The sequence below is a fragment of the Pseudomonas coleopterorum genome (assembly GCF_900105555.1).
Taxonomy (GTDB): domain Bacteria; phylum Pseudomonadota; class Gammaproteobacteria; order Pseudomonadales; family Pseudomonadaceae; genus Aquipseudomonas; species Aquipseudomonas coleopterorum.
On the sequence record NZ_FNTZ01000001.1, the window covers coordinates 3,040,967 to 3,060,589 of the forward strand.

Here is a 19,623-nt window from a genome sequence, read left to right on the forward strand (position 1 = left end):
TTGCAAGTATCAGACGACACTGATACCGCTCTGCACCCACAGATGGTGCGATGGATCCTCCTGCGCAGTGTAGACGTTGTACTGCACGCCATTGTCGGTCTGGATAGCGCCCGGAGCCCAGGTCGCGCCGGTCATGTGCACGGTGTCGTGGCTGTCGCCCAGTATCAGCAGCTTGTCGGTGCTGGCGTCGGTGACCGATAGCAGATCGCTCAAGCTCAAGGTCAGGTTGACCTTGCTCGACTGGTTCAGGTCGATGACCTCGATGTTGTTGATGCGCGCGGCCAGATTGCTCAGGTCGATGTCGGCATCGCCGCCGTTCCACTTCAGGGTGTCGATCCCGGCACCCCCATCCACCGAGGCAAAGGCCTGGTCGTAGATGACCAAGGTGTCATTGCCTTCATGCCCCTGCAGGGTCAGCGCACCGCCCTGGGCTCCATCGAGCACATCGTCGGCCGAAGTGCCCTGCTGGTCGTGCAGGTCGCTGCCGGCAGCGGCGACGTGGACGGCGCTGGCATCGTCGCTGTCGAACGACGCCAGGCGCGCGAAGCTGGTCGGCGCAGCCGCGTTGCTGAGGTTGATGGTCAGGGTCGCGGTATCGCTGGCCCCGGTCGGATGGTTGAGCTGGTAGGTGAACACGTCGCTCTGCCCCACCGCCGTGCCGCTCTGGTTCAAGGTCGGTGTGTAGGCGTAGCTGCCGTCGGCGTTGACCAGCAGCGAGCCGTGGGCACCGGCGATGCTCACCCCGTTCACCCCCGGCAGCACGAAGGCCCCGGCGCTCAGCACGCTGAGCGAAGTGTAGGGAGAGCCCACCACATCGGCGCCTGCACCGGTCAGCAGGTTGCCCGTGGCAGTGGTTGCGCTGCCGACGACGAAGGTGTTGGTCGAGGTGGCCTCCTGGCGCACGCTGGCGGTGTAACTCGACGACACACCCAGGCCGCCGTTGGTGATGGTCAGGCGGTAGGTGCCCGCCGTCTGGTCCTCGACCCGCACTCCCAGGCCTGCGCTGCCGACCGCGATCAGATTGGCACCCGAGTAGGCTCCTACCTGCACGTAGCTGCCGTTGGCCTGCAGTTTTGACAACACGAAATTGACCGGCGACAACAACGACAGGCCGCTGCCGGTGACGGACAAGGTCAGATCGCTGGAGGTGTTGGGTGCCACGCTGAAGGTGAACTCGCCGCGACCGCCTAGCGTGCCGCTGGTGTAGCTACCCAAGGTGGCCGTGGTGTCGGTGAACTGGCCAACCAGACTCAAGGCGCTTGTCGCGGTGTCGTTGACGGCATCCACCAGCGTGGCGTTGGCGGCCAGGTTATCGGGGTTCCACACCTCGGTGACGTTGGCGCTGTCGATGCGCACATACAAATGAGCACTGGAGCTCAGGCCGTTGGGATGCACCAGCTGGTACTGGAAGTCTTCCACCTTGCCCACGCTGGCCACCGCCCCGCTCGGGTTGTAGGTGTACTTGCCGGTGGCATCGATGGTCAGTTGACCGTACAGCCCCTGCACCACGGTGCCTGCACCGGCGCTCACGTAGGTACCGTTCTTGAGCACCTGCAGCACCGCACCATTGTCCGGCCCGGTGCGGTCGGCCAGGCCGTTCACGCCAGGATCGGTGACGACGTTACCGTTGAGCGCGGTGGGCGTGCCGGTGAACTGGGTCAGGCTGGTGGTGGAGAACTGGATCTGAGTGCTCAAACTGTCGAGCAGCGACACCAGGTTGCTGGCCACTGTCAGCCGGTAGTTGCCAGCTTGCAGCGGGCTGATGTCGGCCTGGACCTGGTTGGTGCCCAGTCCAATCAGGTTGAGCAACTGCGGATTGGTGACGCTGTTGGCCAGGGTGACCCAATTGCCTGCAGCGTTCTGCACCTCCAAGGCGAAGGCCGAAGCAGGCAACACACCGAGCGCCGCATTGTTGTTCACTGTGATCAACGGATCGGTCACGGTACCGGAGGCGACAGTGAAGCCGAAGGCTTTGACTTGGCCCAGCAGCAGGCTGACGCTGGTGTTGGTGTAAGTGCTGTCCACCGTCACCGGGGTGATGTTGACGGTTGCCGTCGCCAGGTTGCTGGAAGCGATCACCGGTTCGTTGACATCGATGTCCGGTGCCACCACCGCGGCACCGGCGCTGACGTTGCCGCGTGCATCGGTCAGGGTGACGCTCAGGCGTTCGCCGTTGATCTGCGCGGCGTTCAAGGCCACGGTGAACGTACCGTCAGTGCCGACGGTGACTGGCGCGACATTGAGCACGACGCCGGTGGCGGCTTTGACGCTGACGGTGGCGCCTGGCTCGCCGGTGCCGCTCAAGGTCAGGCCATTGCCAGCCACGGCCAGCCCGGTGGCCACGTTCGGCGGGGTCAGGTCCGGCGCCGTGGTGGTGGTCGTGGGCGAAACGTTGGCCGCAGCGTCGGCCTGACTGACGCTCAGGACCTGGCTGTTGATCTGCGCGGCACTGAGCGTAACGCTGTAGGTGCCGTTGGCCGCGACCACGGCGCTACCCAGGACGCTCGCGCCGCTGCGCACGGTGACCGTGGCACCCGCCTCGCCTGTGCCCGAAACCACGGTGCCGCTGGGACTGATGGTCGCGGTGGGCGCAGTGGGTGGTGTGGTATCGGCCACACCCAGTTGACCCGCAGCGGACACGTTGCCAGCCGCGTCGGTCAGCGTCACCCGCAACGCACCGCCGTTGAGCTGCGGCGATGCCAGGGTCACGCTGAACAGGCCCAGGCCACTCACCGGCCCTTCGGCCAGCAAGGCATTGTTGGCACCGTAGACTTTCACGGTGCTGTTGGCCTCCCCCACACCCGTAAGGCTGACGCCACCGACCAGCACCAGTGCGGTCGGTGCATTCGGCGCGGTCGCATCGCGCGCCGTCAGTGCAGTGATGGGCGATGTCAGCCCGGCGGCGTCGGTCTGCACTACAGTCAATTGCTGACCATTGAGCTGCGCGGCGCTGAGGTTGACGCTGAAGTTACCGCTGGCGTCGACCACGGCAGTGCCCAGAGCCACGCCACCGACGCTGACGGTCACCCGTGCGCCCGCCTCGCCCTGCCCGGTCACGGTACTGCCACTGGTCGCCAGGGCCACATTGACCAAGGCAGCAGGAGGCGTGGTGTCGAGCGTCAGGAACGGCGTTGCCACCGACACGTTGCCCGCCGCGTCGGTCAGCTTGACGCTGAGCAACTGCCCATTGAGTTGCGGGCTGCTCAACGTCACCGCGAAGGTGCCATTGGGCAGTACAGTGGTGGTGCCGATGGCCACGCCTGCTGCGTTGTAGACGGTAGCAGTGGCACCCACTTCACCGGTGCCGCTGAGGATCAGCCCGGCATTGCCCAGGCCGGTGACCACCGGCGCAACGGGCGCGATGATGTCCGGTGCGGGGACCGTCACAGCCGTGGAGACGTTTTGCGCCGCATCGACCTGAACCGCCGTGAGTACGCCACCGTTCGCCTGTGCCACCGGCAGCAGCACGGCGAAGGTGCCGTTCGAGCCAACCAACCCGGTTCCGACCACCACGCCGGCGCCATTGCTGACCCGCACGGTAGCGCCCACCTCGCCGCGACCGGTGACCACGGTGCCGGTACCGTTGACGTTCAGTTCAGTGATCGGGACCGGCGCGGTGCTGTCCACGGCAGTGAAGAAGGTCGCCACCGACGTCAGCGCGCCTTTGGTCGCGTGCAGTTCCAGCACCTGGCCGTTGGCTTGCGGCGGGTTCAGGGTCACGGTGAAAGTGGTACCGGTGGCGACCGCGCTGCCCAATACGGTTCCACCGGCGTTGCGCACGATCACCGTGGTGCCGGCCTCGGTGGTGCCGGTCAGGGTCACACCATTGCTGGTGATTGCGCTTGCCAGAGGCGCCGCGGGTGGCAGCTCCAGTGGAATGTTCAACGCAGCGCCCGCCGACGGATTGCCTGCCGCATCGGTCTGGATGACCGTGAGCAATTGCCCGCCCAGCGCAGCCGGCACTAGCGGCACCTGGAAGTTGCCGTTGGCATCGACCACAGCGGTGCCCAGCACGACAGGCGTCTGGCCAACCACCAGGCCGACACTGACGGTCGCCCCGGCCTCGCCCTTGCCGGTCAACAGGGTACCGTCGGCATTCACCACCAGTTGCGTGGCCAGGCTTGGCGGGGTGAGATCGGGAACGCTCAAGCGCGCCAGTGCCGATTTGTTGCCGGCGGCATCCTGGGCATACACCTCCAAGGTACCGCCGTTGAGTTGGGCCAGGCTCAGCGGCACGCTGAAGGTACCGTTGGCGCCGACCAGGACATTGCCCAGCGACGCACCCTGTGCGTTGGTCACGAACACCCGCGCACCGGCTTCAGCCGTGCCGTTGAACACCAGCCCGTCGACGCTCAGGCCCAGGCCGGTCGGCAGCGCCGGTGGCGTGAGGTCCGGGGCATTGACGGTGACGCCTGTGGAGACATTTCCCGCAGCGTCGCGCTGAACCAGCAGCAAGGCCTCGAAGTTGGTCTGCGGCGTGCTCAGGGTCACACTGAACGTACCATCGGCGGCCACGACAGCCGTGCCCAGCGATGCGTTGAGCGGGCCGGTGACGCTGACCGTCGCGCCGGCCTCACCACGCCCGGTGACGATTCGACCGTCGGCGCTGACCGCCGCGAGCGTCAGGGCCACAGGCGCGGTGACGTCGGGTACCGGGAAGTTGAATGGCAACGAGACGTTGCCGGCCACGTCGGCCTGGGTCACGACCAGCAACTGGCCATTGAGTTGCGGGGTGGCCAGGTTGACCGTAAAGAGACCGTCGGCATCGGCCGTCGCTCCGCCGATCTGCACGCCCAGCACGTTCTTGACCACGATGCGCGCCAAGGCTTCACCGCTGCCGGTGAGTTGCAGACCGTTGCTCGACACCGTCAGATTGACCAAGGCGCTCGGGGCCTGGAGGTCGCTGGCGGTGACGGTGACGGCCACCGAGGCATTGCCTGCGGCGTCGACCTGGCGGACGCTGAGCACTTCGCCATTGATCTGCGGCACGCTCAGGGTGACGCTGTAGGTGCCGTCGGCGTTGACCGTACCGGTGCCCACCGAGACGTTGAGGTTGTTGCGCACGACTATCTGCGCGCCGGCCTCCCCTGTACCTGTGAGCAAGGTGCCATTCGCGTTCAGCGCCAGAATGGTCGGTGCTGCTGGTGGTGTCACATCAGGGGCGGTCAGACTGCCCGGCCCCGACACATTGCCGGCCGCGTCGGTCAGGGTCACCACCAGCGATTGACCGTTTTGCTGCGCTGGCAAGGTGACCTGGAAAGTGCCATCAGCACCCACCGTGGTCGCCGCGCCCAGCGTTGCGCCTGCCGCATTCTTGACGATGACAGTGGCGTTGGCTTCGCCCAGCCCGCTGAGCACGGTGCCACTGGCATTGAGCGTCAGTTGCGTGGGGGCAGCCGGAGGCGTCAGGTCGGGCGCGAAGATCGGCGTGCTCGCGCCGACGTTGCCGGACAGGTCCGTCTGCGCGACGGTCAGCGGTTGGTTGTTGATCTGCGCTGGCGACAAGGTCACCACGAAGCTGTTGTCGCCCGCCACCTGCGCGGTGCCCAGTACCACGCCCGCGGCATCCTTGACCGTCACGGTCGCCCCAGCCTCGCCACGCCCGGTCACGGTCGCCCCGGTGGTGAGGTTGATCGCCACCTGGGTCAGCGGATCGGGTGCAGTGGTGTCTGGCGAGTTGATCGTCGCGATCGGCGAGACGTTGCCCGCTGCGTCGACCTGCACTAGGTTCAGCGGCTCGCCAGTGGTGACGGCCGGCGTCAGGATGATGTTGAAATTACCTGCCGCCGACACCGTGCCACTGCCCAGTTCGGTCCCGTCCAGGCGTATCACGGTGACGACAGCCCCCGGTTCACCCTTGCCGTTCAGCACGCTGGTCAAAGCGCCATCGTTGCTGATGGTGATGTTGGTCAGGGCCACCGGCGCGGTGGTGTCGCCGGCCAGTACGACGCCTGGCACCGACACGTTGCCCGCAGCATCGGTCAGGGTCACGCCCAGCGCCTGGCCATTGACCTGCGCCTGGCTCAACACGACCTGGAAGCTGCCGTCGAGCAGCACCGTACCCGTACCCAACACGATGTTCTGAGCGTTGCTGACCGTGACCTGCGCACCGGGCTCCCCGCTGCCGGTGAGTACCAGACCTTGGTTGATCACGGCCAGATCGACAGGCGCCAACGGTGGCGTGCGGTCGCCCGCCAGGGTGACGAGCGCAGCCGAGGTGTTGCCGGCCGTGTCGGTCTGCACCACGCTCAAGGCTTGGCCATTGAGTTGTGGCGTGTCCAGGTTGACGGTGAAGATTCCGGTCACGGCCACTATGGCGGTGCCCAGAATGACATTGCCGGGGCCCGTGACGACTACGGTGGCGCCGGCTTCGCCACGACCGGTCAACAGCGTGCCGTCGAGGCTGACCGACAGCTCGGCGAGGTTGGTCGGCGCCGTCACATCCGGCGCTACCAATTGCGCAGGCAGCGAGGTCAGCGCGCCGTCGGCGGCAGTGACCTGAAGGATCTCGCCATTGAGCTGCGCGGTGGCAAGCTGGACCTGGAAGGCCCCGTTGCCATCGACGGTCGCCGTACCCAGCACGGTGCCTTGCAGGTTGCGCACGGTGATCAGGTTGCCGATGTCACCCTGGCCGACCACCTGCAGACCGTCGGTGCTGAGCACCAGCGCCGTCGGCACGTCAGGGCCATTGATGTCGGGGGTGGTGACGGTGGCGATGGCTGAAACGTTGCCGGTCTGATCGGCCTGGGTAACGCTGAGCAGGGTGCGGTCTGCGGAAACCGGATCGAGGGTGACCGTGAAGTTGCCATTGGCATCGACCGTGGCCGTGCCTACGGACAGACCGCCCGCTCCCAGCACCGTGACTCGGGCACCGACCTCGCCCTTGCCGGTCAACAGCGCGCCGTCGGCGCTGACCACCAGATTGGTGACTGCGTCGGGCACAGTGGTGTCGGGCGCGACCACGACCGTGGTCGAGGACACGTTGCCGGCTGTATCGGTGGAGGTCACCAGCAGCGTCTGCCCATTGGTCTGCGCCGCATCGAGCACGACCTGGTAGGTGCCGTCGGAGGCGACCGTGGCGGTCCCCAGGACATTGCTTTGGGCATCGCTGACGATCACCGTGACCACGCTGCCCGGTTCGGCCGTGCCGACCACGGCGTTGCCGTTGAGCTCGACGGTGGCGCTCGGCGCCACGGGCGGTGTGCTGTCCACCGCAGGTACCAGCGCCGTTGGCGAAACGTTGCCCGCCACGTCGGTCTGCGACACCGTCAGGTTGCCGCCACCCAGCTGCGGCACCGTGAACGGCACGGTGAAGGCGCCGGTGACACCGATGACCACGCTGCCCAGAACATTGCCGTCGGGGGCAAGAACGGTGACCGTCGCGCCCACTTCGCCACGCCCGGTCAATTGGGTGCCATCTGCACTGGCCACCAGATCGGTCAGCGCCCCCGGCGCGGTCACATCGAGCGCCTGGAATGACGCAGGTACCGAGACCTGCGCACCCAGGCTGGCAATCACTTCAAGCTGTTCGCCGTTGAGTTGCGCGGTCGACAGAACGATCGTGAACGCACCGTTGGCGTCGGCCACGGCCGTGCCCAGCACCACACCAGTGGCGCTGCGCACGGTCACGGTGTTGCCGGCGTCGGCCTGGCCGCTCAGTTGCAGGCCGTCGGTGGTGAGCACCAAGGCGCTCGGTTGATCGGGACCAGTACCGTCCGGTGCAGTGATGTTCAGGCCAATGGACGGATTACCGGCGGCATCTTGCTGCACCACCGAGAGCACGGCGCCAGGAACGACGGGGGTCGTCAGGGTGACGATGAAGCTGCCGGTGGCACCGACCAGGCCGGTACCGATGGGGTTCCCGCCAGCATCGCGCACGGTCACTTGAGCACCTGGCTCGCCGCGCCCGGCCAGCAGGTCGCCGTCGGGGCTGATGACCAGACCGGTCACCTGCGCCGGTGGCGTGATGTCCGGCGCAAACAGCGTGGTGGTCGCCGACACATTGCCTGCCGCATCGGTCGAGGTCACCAGCAAGGTCTGGCCGTTGGCCTGGGCTTCGAGCAGATCGATCCGATAGCTGCCATCGGGCGCCACGATTGTGGTGCCGAGTACGTTGCCCTGGGCATCGCTGACGATCACCCTGACCACGGTACCCGCCTCGGCAGTGCCGCTGACCGCCGTGCCGCCAGGATTGAGAATCGCTACCGGAGCATCGGGCAGCGTGCTGTCGCGAGCAGGGACGGTGGCTGCAGCCGACGGGTTGTTGCTACCGTCGACCTGCACGGCCGTGAGCACCTCGCCGTTGGTTTGCGCGTCGTTGAGCGTCACGCTGAATGCGCCGGTGACACCGACCGTCGTCGTGCCCAGTACCACGTTGTCAGGGCCGCGAATGGTCACGGTGGCTCCTGCTTCGCCGCGCCCGCTGACCTGGGTGCCGTCGAGGCTGACCTGCAGGTTGGTGATGAGACCGGGCGGCGTGATGTCGGCCGCGGTGATCAGCGCCGGCAACGACACCAGGGCGCCGCTGGTGGCGACGACTTCTAGTGTCTCGCCGTTGGTTTGCGCCGCGTTCAGTGCAACCTGGAAGTTGCCGTTGGCGTCGACCACAGCCGTGCCCAGGACTGCGCCGGTCACGCTGCGTACAGTGATGGTGTCGCCCACATCGCCCTGCCCGCTCAGGCTCAAGCCGTTGCCGCTCAGGAGCAGTGCAGTGGGTTGATCAGGACCGTTCACGTCCGGCGCCACGACGGTGGCCGCCGTCGAAACGTTGGTGGCCGCATCGATCAAGGTGACGTTGAGCACCTCGTTTTCAGTGGCAGCGCGATTGAGCGTGATACTGAAGGTGCCATTCGCACCCACCCGACCAATGCCGAGCAGATCGCCATTGGCAGCGCGCACGTTGACGGTAGCGCCAATTTCGCCCTGGCCTGCCACGGTCAGGCCATCGAGGCCGACCACCAGCGCGGTCGGTGCATCCGGCGCGGTGAGGTCGGCGGCGATCACGGTGACACTGGTCGAGGTGTTGCCGGCGGCATCGGTAGAGGTCACCAGCAAGGTCTGGCCATTGTTCTGCGGGAACGCCAGGTCGACCTGGAAGGTACCGTTGGCAGCTACCGTGGCGCTGCCCAGCACATTGCCCTGGGCGTCGCTGACCACCACCGATACCACGGTGCCGGGCTCTGCCTGGCCAATGACAGCACCGCCTTGGGGACTGAGCACGACATTGGTCGGTGCGGGCGGCGCTTGCAGGTCCGGTGCATTCAGGGTGACGTTGGCGGAGAAGTTACCTGCCCCATCGACCTGAGTGACGGTCAGCTGCTGCAGGTTCACCTGCGGGGTGTTCAACGTGATCGAGAATTGACCGCTGGCGTCGACCTGGGCGCGGCCCAGTTCGGTATTCCCGACCAGTACGCGAACCAGCGCACCGGCCTCGCCGCGCCCGGTGACCACCCCACCATCGCCGCTGATCAGCACAGCGCTGAGGGCCGTGGGCGGTGTGAGGTCCGGCGCGGTGAGCGCCACGGGTACCGAAGCATTGCCGGCCGCATCGGTCTGCAGCACGTCCAGAAGCTGGCCGTTGGCCTGCGCCGGGTCGAGCGCCACGCTGAAGGTCCCGTTGGCGGCAACCAGGGCCGAGGCGAGCACGGTACCGGTGACGGTGGTGACCGTGACGGTCGCACCCGCCTCGCCACGCCCGCTGATCAAAGTGCCGTCGGCGTTGATGACCGGGGTGACCACGGCCACCGGCGCCAGGGTATCGCGGCCGATCACGCTGCCCGCCAGGGACACGTTGCCTGCAGCATCGCTCAGCGTGACCCGCAACGCACCGCCGTCGATCTGCGGGGTGTCCAGGGTAATCTGGAAGCTGCCGTTGGCGCCCACGATGCCTGCGCCGACCTGGGCACCCACGGCATTGCGTACCACTATGTTGGCGCCTGCCTCGCCGGTGCCGGTCAAGACCGTGCCGACATCGTTGAGCACCAGGGCGACCGGCGCTTCGGGCGCCGTAAGGTCCGGTGCGGTCACGGTGACACCCGGCGACAGATTGCCGGCCGTATCGGCCTGGGTCACGTTGAGCACCTGCAGGTTGGTCTGGGCTGGCGCCAGGATGACCGTGAATGTGCTGTCCGCTGCCACCGTCGCGGTGCCCACCGACTGGTTCAGCGCATCGCGCACCGTCACTTGCGCACCCGCCTCGCCCATGCCGGTGATCAAGGCACCATTGGCGCTGATCTGCACGTTGGCCAGGGTATCGGGCGCAGTCGTGTCAGCGGCCGCGAAAGGAACCGCAATCGACACGCGGCCGATCGCGTCACTGGCCTGCACGCTGAGCACTTCGCCGTTGCGTTGCGGGGTATCGAGCAGAATGCTGAACGCACCTGACCCATCGACCGTGCCAGTGCCCAGCAGCACGCCGGTCGTGCTGGTGACACGAATGATCGCACCGGCCGATCCGGTGCCGGTGAGAATGGCGCCTTCCAGCGTCAGCAGCAGATTGGCCGGCGCGCTCGGGGCGCCGCCGTCCGGGCCATTGACCTGGGCCGGCGTCGATGGATTGCCCGCCGCATCGGTTTCGACCACGGTCAGCACATCGCTGAGGGTGGCCGGCCGGTTCAGGGTGATCAGGAAGGTGCCGGCCGCGTTCACCGTGCCGGTGCCGAGTAGATCGCCATTGGCGGCAGTGATGCGCACTGTGGCATTGGCCTCGCCCGAACCGCCGAGCAGGGTGCCATCGGCGCTGACCACCAGATTGCTGACCGCGACCGGTGGCGTGATGTCAGCCGCCGCCAGGGTGCCTGGCAGCGAGGTATTGCCCGCACCGTCAGTGGCTGTGACCCGCAGTGTCTGGCCGTTGGCTTGGGCCGACGCCAGCGTGATGGCGAAGGTACCGTCAGTGCCGGCCACACCTGTGCCGAGCACTTGGCCCTGTGCACCGGTAATGCTGACAGTGGCGCCCGCTTCGGTGACACCGGAAAACAGCGTACCCGCCCGGCTCAACGACAACTCGCTCGGCGCGGCAGGCGCGGTGATGTCGGCGGCCTGCAGGGTAAACGTGGGGGAAGCATTGCTGGCGGCATCGACCTGCACCAGCGACAACGTCTGGCCATTGATTTGCGGACTGCTGAGGATGACGTTGAAACTGCCATCGGCGGCCACTAAGGCGCTGCCCAGGGGCACGCCAGCAGCGCTGCGTACCGTCACGTTGGCACCGGCTTCACCGGTACCGGTCACCACCCGTCCATCGCTGCTCAACGCAACGTTGACCAGCACGGTCGGTGGCGTGGTGTCCGCTGCGGTCACGGGTGTGGAAGGTGAAGTATTACCGGCCGCATCGCTCTGCGTGACGGCCAACAACTGCCCGGCGACCTGTGGCGTGTCCAGGGCAATCTGGAAGCGACCATTGGCGCCTACCACCCCGCTGCCGACAACGGCACCGTTGGCATTCCTGACCTGCACGCTCGCGCCGGGCTCACCAATACCACTGAGCAACAACCCGCCGCTGTCGAGTACCAGCGCAGTGGGCGCCAGGGGAATCGAGGTGTCGCCGGCCTGCACGTTGACGACCGGCGATTCATTGCCCGCCAGATCGCGCTGCAACAGGGTCAGGGTCTGGCCGTTGTTCTGTGCCTGGTCGAGGTTGACGCTGAACACGCCATTGCCATCGACCACGCCGCTGCCCAGTACCACGCCATTGCTGGCGAACACGGTGACTGTCGCACCGGCTTCACCGCGCCCGATGACGACCAGGCCATCAGCGCTTACCAGTGGCTGCAGCACCCCAGCAGGCGCCGTCAGGTCTGGCGCGGTCACGGTGGACGGCGTCGAGCTGTTGCCGGCCGCATCGACCTGGTTAACTTGCAAGCGCTGCGCGTCGATCTGCGGCGGCGTCAAGGTCACGCTGAACTGGCCAGTGACGCCAACGGTGGCGGTGGCAATCGCCACACCGACCGGGTTGAGCACGGTCACCGTGGCACCGGCTTCACCGCGCCCGGTGATCAGGCTGCCGTCGTTGCTGATGACCACGTTGGTCAACGCCGGCGCGGTGCTGTCCACGGCCGTGACTTGGCCAGGCAGCGAGTTGAAGCCACCGGTGCTGGCAACCACATCCAGCAACTCGCCATTGGTCTGCGCAGCACTCAAAGTCAGTTGGAAGGAGCCATCGGCATTGACCGTGGTGGTGCCGAGCACGCCATTGGGGCCGAGCACGGTGATGATGTTGCCCGCGTCGGCGATACCGCTCAGGCGCAGGCCATCGGCGCTGAGCACCAGCGCGGTCGGTTGATCGGGCCCGTTGGCGTCGGGCACGGTCACCGTGGCCGGCAGCGAAGCATTGCCAACACCATCGGTGAGAATCACGCTCAACACGGCGTTCTGCGCGACTGGTGTCACGTTGACCAGGAAGCTTCCGTTCGGCCCGACGGTACCGGTGCCGATCTGCGTGCCCTGGGCATCGAACACCGTGACCGTGGCACCGACTTCACCTTTACCGGCCAACAATGTACCGCCCGGGTTGACCGCCAGGTCAGTGGCCTGGGTGGGCGCCGTGAGGTCGGCGGCAATGACCGTGATGGATGTAGACACGTTGCCAGCAGCGTCGGTGGACGTCACCAGCAGGGTCTGGCCGTTGGTTTGCGGCGTGGTCAGGTTGACTTGGAAAGTGCCGTTGGCGGCCACGGTTGCACTGCCCAGAATATTACCCTGGGCATCGCTGACCACCACCGACACCACCGTGCCAGGCTCGGCCAGGCCGGTCACGGCCGATCCTTGCGCAGTGAGCACGACATTGGTCGGCGCGTTCGGCGCCTGCAGGTCGGGCGCGAGCAGGTTGACGTTGGGCGAGAAGTTGCCAGCACCATCGGCCTGGGTCACGGTGAGCGACTGCAGATTGATCTGCGGCGTCGCCAGAGTGATCGAGAAGCGCCCATCGACGCCGACCGTTGCCGAGCCCAGCTCGCCGCCTGCGCGGGTCAAGACCCGCACCGTGGCGCCGGCTTCACCTACGCCGCTGACCACCGCGCCGTTGGCGCTGATGACCACATTGTTCAAGGCGGTGGGCGCGGTCACGTCGGCGGCAATCACTGCCACCGGCAACGACAGGTTGCCGGCCGCGTCCGCCTGTTGTACGTCGAGCACTTCGCCATTGGCTTGTGAAGGCACCAGATTGACGACGAAGCTGCCGGTCGCGCCGACGATGGCGCTGCCCAGCACACTGCCATCGGCGCCTGTCACGCTGACGGTCGCACCCACTTCGCCCTTGCCGGTCAGCACCGTGCCCGCCACGTTGAGTTGCAGGCCAGTCACCAGACCAGGCGCGGTGACATCGGCAACCGGCAGAGCGGCCACCGGGGAGACGTTGCCGGCGCCGTCCGCCAAGGTCACTTGCAGAATCGTACCGGTCAATTGCGCCGGGCTCAGGGGGATCTGGAACGTGCCATCGGCGGCCACGCTGCCGCTGCCGATGACGGTACCCGCAGCGTCGCGCACGGCGACCGTGGTGCCGGCTTCGCCCAGGCCACTGAGCAACGTGCCCACAGCGTTCAGGCTCAAGCCCGAAGCAGCCGGTGGCGCCGTGAAGTCCGGCGCGGTAACGCTGACCGCAGGCGACACGTTGCCCCCCAGGTCGACCTGGGTGGCGGTCAGCACTTGGCGGTCGACCAGAGCAGGCACGAAGGTGATGCTGAAGGCGCCGTCGGCGCCGACCGTGCCGGTCCCGAGCAACTGCCCCTGGGCTCCGCGCACGTTGACCGTGGCACCGGCCTCACCGGTACCGCTCAGGGTGCTGCCGTTGGCGCTGAGCAGGACATTGTCGAGAGCCTGTGGCGGTGTGTCGTCCAGCGCCGTGAGCAAGCTGGGTACCGACACTCGTGCACCATCGCTGGCCTGCACGCTGAGCAGCTCGCCGTTATGCTGGGCCGGGGCCAGGGTCATGGTGAACTGGCCGGAGGCATTGGCCACGGCCGAGCCCAGCAGTACGCCCTGCGCATTGACCACGGTCACGGTGTTGCCAGCCAGTGCGGTGCCGGTCAGGGTCAAACCGTCCAGGCTGATCACCAGGTTGCCGGGAGCGACCGGTTCAGTGCCGTCCGGCCCGTTGACGGTGACAGGTGTGGAGGCGTTGCCTACCGGATCGGTCTCGATGACGTTCAAGACGTCGCCCTGCACCGCCGCACGGGTCAAGGTGATCAGGAAAATGCCGTTGGCCCCCACGGTACCGGTGCCGATCAGATCACCGTTAGCCGCACGTACCGCCACGCTGGCGCCCGCTTCACCGGTGCCCGACAGCGTCAGGCCGTTGGGACTGATCGCCAGATTGCTGACCGCGACGGGTGGCGTGGTGTCCGCCGCAACCAACGTGCTGGCCGCCGAACTGTTGCTGGCCGCGTCGGTGGCCACGGCCTTGAGGCTCTGGCCGTTGGTCTGCGCGGCGCTCAGGGTGATGCTGAAGGTGCCGTTGGCGGAGACTGTGCCTGTGCCCAGCAGCGTGCCCTGAGCATTGGTGATGCGCACCGTGGCACCGGCCTCGCCGGTACCGGTCAGCACCAGACCATTGGCGTCCAGCGCCAGTGCAGCCGGAGCACCGGGCGGGGTGATATCCGCGGCCGTGACGAAGGTGGTCGGCGATAGGTTGCCGCTGGCATCGGTCTGGGCGGCGCCCAGCCGTTCGCCATTGACCTGCGCACTGGCCAGCACGATGCTGAATGTGCCGTTGGCGCCTACTACAGCGCTGCCGAGCACGGCGCCATTGGCCGCGCGCACCGTGACCGTGGCACCGCTTTCACCGGTGCCGGTCATGTTCAGTCCGTCCCGACTCAACGCCACATTGGCCAAGGCAACCGGCGCCGTGTTGTCGCTGGCGATGATCGTCACGGGCACCGAGGTCTGGCCAGTGCCATCGGTCTGGGTGACTTCGAGCAATTGGCCGTTGGCCTGGGCCGGAACGAGGGTGACCTGGAAGGTGCCGTTGGCGCCGACCACGGCAGTGCCGAGCGCAACGCCATTGGCATCCACCACGCGCACGGTAGCGCCCGCCTCGCCCACACCGCTCAACACGGTGCCGCTGACGTTAAGCTGCAGCGCGCTGGGCGCGGCAGGCGCATCGGTGTCAGGTGCCTGCGCGAGGGCGATCGGCGAGCGATTGCCGGCGGCATCGCTCTGACTCACGCTCAGGCTCTGTCCATTGGTCTGTGCCGTGTTCAAGGTGACGCTGAACAAGCCGTCGCCGCCCACCGTCGCGGTTCCCAAAGCCACACCGTTGGGTGCCAGCACCGTGACCGTCGCGCCGACCTCGCCACGTCCGGTCAGGGTCAGGCCATCATTGCTCACGGCCAACTGCGACAGCGCGGCAGGCGCGGTCAGGTCGGGCGCGATCAGATCGACAGCGTCAGCACTGTTGCCCGCTGCATCGGTCTGCGTGACTTGCAGCAACTGCGCATTGAGTTGCGGCGTGTTCAACGTGACGCTGAAGGTGCCATCGGTGGCCACCGTGGCCGTGCCGATCACGGCACCGTTGGCGCCACGTACAGTAACGGTGGCGCCGACTTCGCCGGTACCGGTCACAGTCGTGCCGTTGGCGCTGATGGTCACGCCACCCACGGGGTTGGGCGCGGTCGAATCGAATGCAGTGATTTCGACCGGTACCGAGTCCTCGCCTCGCGCATCGGTGGCGACCACCGACAACACTTCGCCATTGGTCTGGGCCGGGTTGAGTGCAATGACGAAGGTGCCATTGGCGCCGACGGTGACGGTGCCCAACAGGTTGCCTTGGGGGCCGAACACGTTGACCGTGTTACCCACGCTGCCGGTACCGGTCAGTTGCACACCGTCACCGCTCAGGGCCAGATTGCCAGGCGTTCCGGGGCCGATGGCATCGGGCGCAACGACGGTCGCCGGCAGGGAGACATTGGTGGCCGCGTCGGCCTGCACCGCGGTGAGTACATCGCCTTCGACCACGGCGGGAGCCAGGCCCGTGCTGAAATTACCGTTGGCACCGACCGTAGCGGTGCCGACGATCGCGCCACTGGCGTTGGTGATGGTGACGGTGGCGCCGGGCTCACCGCGACCGGTCAGGGTCAGGCCATCGGCGCTGACCAAGAGGTTGGTGACGGCATTCGGCGCGGTCGTGTCCGGCGCCGTGAAGGGTACCGCTGCCGAACTGTTGCCAGCGGCATCCACGGCACTCACCGTCAGTGCCTGGCCATTGGCCTGAGCCCCTGAAAGCGTGGCCTGGAAGGTACCGTCCGCAGCGACCAGTGCCGTACCCAGCACCGTGCCCGCAGCGTTCTTGACCGTTACCGTAGTACCAGCCTCGCCGAGGCCCGAGAGCAGCGTACCGGTGGCGTCCAGCGCCAGGTTGCCAGGCGCCACGGGCGCTTCCAGGTCCGGCGCGGTCAGGCCGACAGTGGCCGACGCATTGCCGGCCGCGTCCTGTTGACCGACCAGCAGCGCCTGGCCGTTGGTCTGCGCCGGATCGAGGACGAGGCTGAAGGTGCCGTCGGCGGCAACCGGGCCGCTGGCCAGGACCGCCGCGCCCGTGCCGGTGACGGTAATGGTGTCGCCGGGCTGGCCACGGCCGCTGACCAGAGTGCCGTCAGCACTGATGGTCACCTGGCTCAGCTCCACGCCAGCGGTAATATCGGGCGCCGTCGTTTGCACCGCGGCCGAAACGTTACCCGCCGCGTCGGTCTGGGTAACGCTCAGTACTTGCCCATCGGCCTGGGGCGGAGCCAGCACCACGACGAAATTACCGGCCTGGTCCACCGTAGCGGTGCCGATCACGTTGCCCTGCGCATCGCGCACGGTCACCGTGGCACCCGGCTCGCCGGTGCCGGTCAAGGTCGTCCCGTCGGCGCCAAAGCCAACGTTGCCGACGATGGCCGGAGCCGTGCTGTCGGCAGCCACGAACGGCACGGGCACCGAGTTTTCGTTATCGAAATCGGTGGCAATGAGGGTCAGGGCCTCGCCATTGGTCTGGGCCTGGCCGAGGGTGACCGAGAACGTGCCATCGGCATTGACGATGGCACTGCCCAGCAACACGCCCTGGCTGGTGAAGACGCGTACGGTGTCGCCGGCAGTGCCAGTACCGGTCAGGGTCAGGCCGTCCTGGCTGAGGCTGAGGTTGGCCGGAGTGCCAGGGCCGATGTCATCGGGCACCAGCGCGCTGAGCGTGGAGGTAACGTTGCCGTTGTCATCGGTCTGCGTGGCGGTAATGGGCTCGTTGGGGGCCAGACGCAGCGCGAAGCGAATGAAGAACCGACCGAAAGCGTTCACCTGCGCGCTGCCGACCACATCCCCGGCCGCGTTGGTGATGGTTACGGTATCGCCCGCCTGGCCACGGCCGCCGCAGGAGAACCCGTCGGCGCTGATGACGAACTCGGAAATAGGTTCGGAAACCGTCAGGTCCGGCACCTGCAACTGGCCGGGCAGCGACGCATTGCCCGCCGCATCGGTGGCCACCACGCTGAGGGTTTGGCCGTCGACCTGAGGGGTATTCAAGGTAATCTGGAAACTGCCGCTGGCATTGGCCGTGCCCGAGCCGAGCAGAGTGCCCGCCGCGTCGCGCACCACCACCGTGGCACCGGCTTCGGCGCGTCCGCTGAACACCAGGCCCGTACCATCGATGCTCAGGCCGGTAGGTGCTGCAGGTGCTTCGATGTCCGGCGCGACGACGTTGCCGGGCCCCGAGACATTGCCCGAAGCGTCGGTCAGGGTCACCTCCAGCCCCTGACCATTGGCCTGGGCCGGATTGAGGTCCACGCGGAAGTTGCCATTGGCGTCCACGGTGCCGGTCGCGATGAGGTTACCGGTGGCATCGGTGACGTTGACAACAGTGCCCGCTTCACCACGGCCCACCAGTACACCGCCGTTGGCACTGACCGCGAGGCCCGTCGGCACCGCCGGAGCGGTGGTGTCGGGTGTTGGATCGGGGGTCGGCTCAGGCGTGGGGTCAGGCGTGGGATCGGGTGTCGGATCAGGCGTAGGGTCTGGTGTCGGATCAGGGGCGGTGTCAGGTGTCAGATCGGGTGCGACCAGGCTGGCGGCCGGCGATAGGTTGCCCGCTGCATCGGTCTGTGTTGCGCTCAACGCTTCACCGTTGACCTGCGGCGGGTTCAGGACCAGGCTGAACGACCCATCGGCCGCCACCACCGCCGAACCCAGCACCACGCCCGAAGCATTGATCACGGTGACCGTGGCACCAGGCTCACCGGTACCGGTCAAGGTGGAGCCGTCCGCGGTCAGCGCAAGCCCGGCGGGCGCTGCAGGGGCCGTAGTATCAGGTGCGGTGATCACCACTGGATCTGAGCTGTTGCCTGAACTGTCGGTGATGACGACTTGCAACGGCTCGCCATTGGTCTGAGGCGCAGGAAATGCCACCTGGAAGTTGCCATCGGCATCCACCGTACCGCTGCCCACGACGTTGCCCTGAGCATCGCGAACGACTACGGATGCATTGCTTTCGCCGCGGCCTGAAACACCACTGCCATCGGCCGCGAAAATGAGCCCGGTGGGCGCGCCGGGCGCCGTGGTATCGGTCGGTGGCACCGGAGTGACAGGTGATGCCGCGCCGCCACCGCCGCCTCCACCACCGCCGCCCGATACCGCAGCACCCGCGGCACCTACGCCCGCCAGACCGAACGCGGCCAGCATCCAGCCAGGCGTGGAACCGCTGGCGGCCGCGCCGGCCAAGAGCAATTCATCGGCGGTCGAGGCTTCCGAAAAGGTAAAGCCGGTGAAGGGCTCGCCGTAGTTGGCCTGCCAGAGAAAACCATCCTGGCCTTCGAACACCAACTCGCTCTGCTGACCCGCCGCATCGACCTTGAAAAAGTCGCCGATGGTGACTTGTTCGCCAGATTTGAGGGTGACGATCAGGTTGTTGCCGGAACGCGCAGTGGAAGCGACATCGCTGGGGTCCACTGGCAGTTTGACCAGGCTGGTATCCAACAGCTTTATATTGCCCCACGCCATTTCCGAGGTGCTTTGCGCCGACTTCGCAGCAACAACGATACTGTCCATATTTGCTCCTAGCAGATTCTTGCAGTGCACCAGAGGGCACCGCACACGCAACTTCACCTGCACGCGGCGATTGCCAGCGCCAGTGATTCAAGGTGTATTCCAATAAGTATCCCGAACGGGAAGTCGCTAGACGAAACGATTCATCCGTAGCAATCCCGCTGCATGATGAATAATTGACATGATTCCATGGCGCGCCCACCTTAAACTTCTAACTGCCTGTCCTAGGTCGACTTTTCTGAAAACCTTATATATTGTCGACGTTATGGCTCTGCGCCATATAAGCAATAGGCTAGTACGTCAGGGCGCTCATGGGCTGACGATTTATAACAATTTCGCGATATCAGACCGCTATCACCCAACATCGTTAATCCGGAAAAAAACAGCACAGCATTAGTTTGTGCAAAAAATAAAAAGACGTCTCCGACTTCGCCTCTGCCCAGCATTGACCCCGACTTCAAGTTGCACGAACCATCCCTTAACCGGCCTGTCATCGATTCAACGACGTCGCACCTCATTGCGAAAAGCATGAAAGAAGTTCGTGCGCTAGTTGCGGGATGGCCCACTGCTCGGTGTACAGTGGCGGTACAAGAATTCAGGTACAGGAACACAACC

The 19,623-nt window shown here is 66.4% G+C and carries 1 protein-coding gene; it reads right to left on the reverse strand.

The window, feature by feature from the left end:
- Nucleotides 1-9: 9 nt before the first annotated feature.
- Nucleotides 10-19,011, reverse strand: coding sequence for a BapA/Bap/LapF family large adhesin (locus BLV18_RS13600; RefSeq protein WP_090359243.1), 19,002 nt, complete (start codon nt 19,009-19,011; stop codon nt 10-12).
- Between the last annotated feature and the right edge of the window lie 612 nt (nt 19,012-19,623).

What these genes read in the sequence shown, in the direction of transcription:
- BLV18_RS13600 (WP_090359243.1), bottom strand. Translation starts at nt 19,011, where the DNA reads ATGGACAGTATCGTTGTTGCTGCGAAGTCGGCGCAAAGCACCTCGGAA.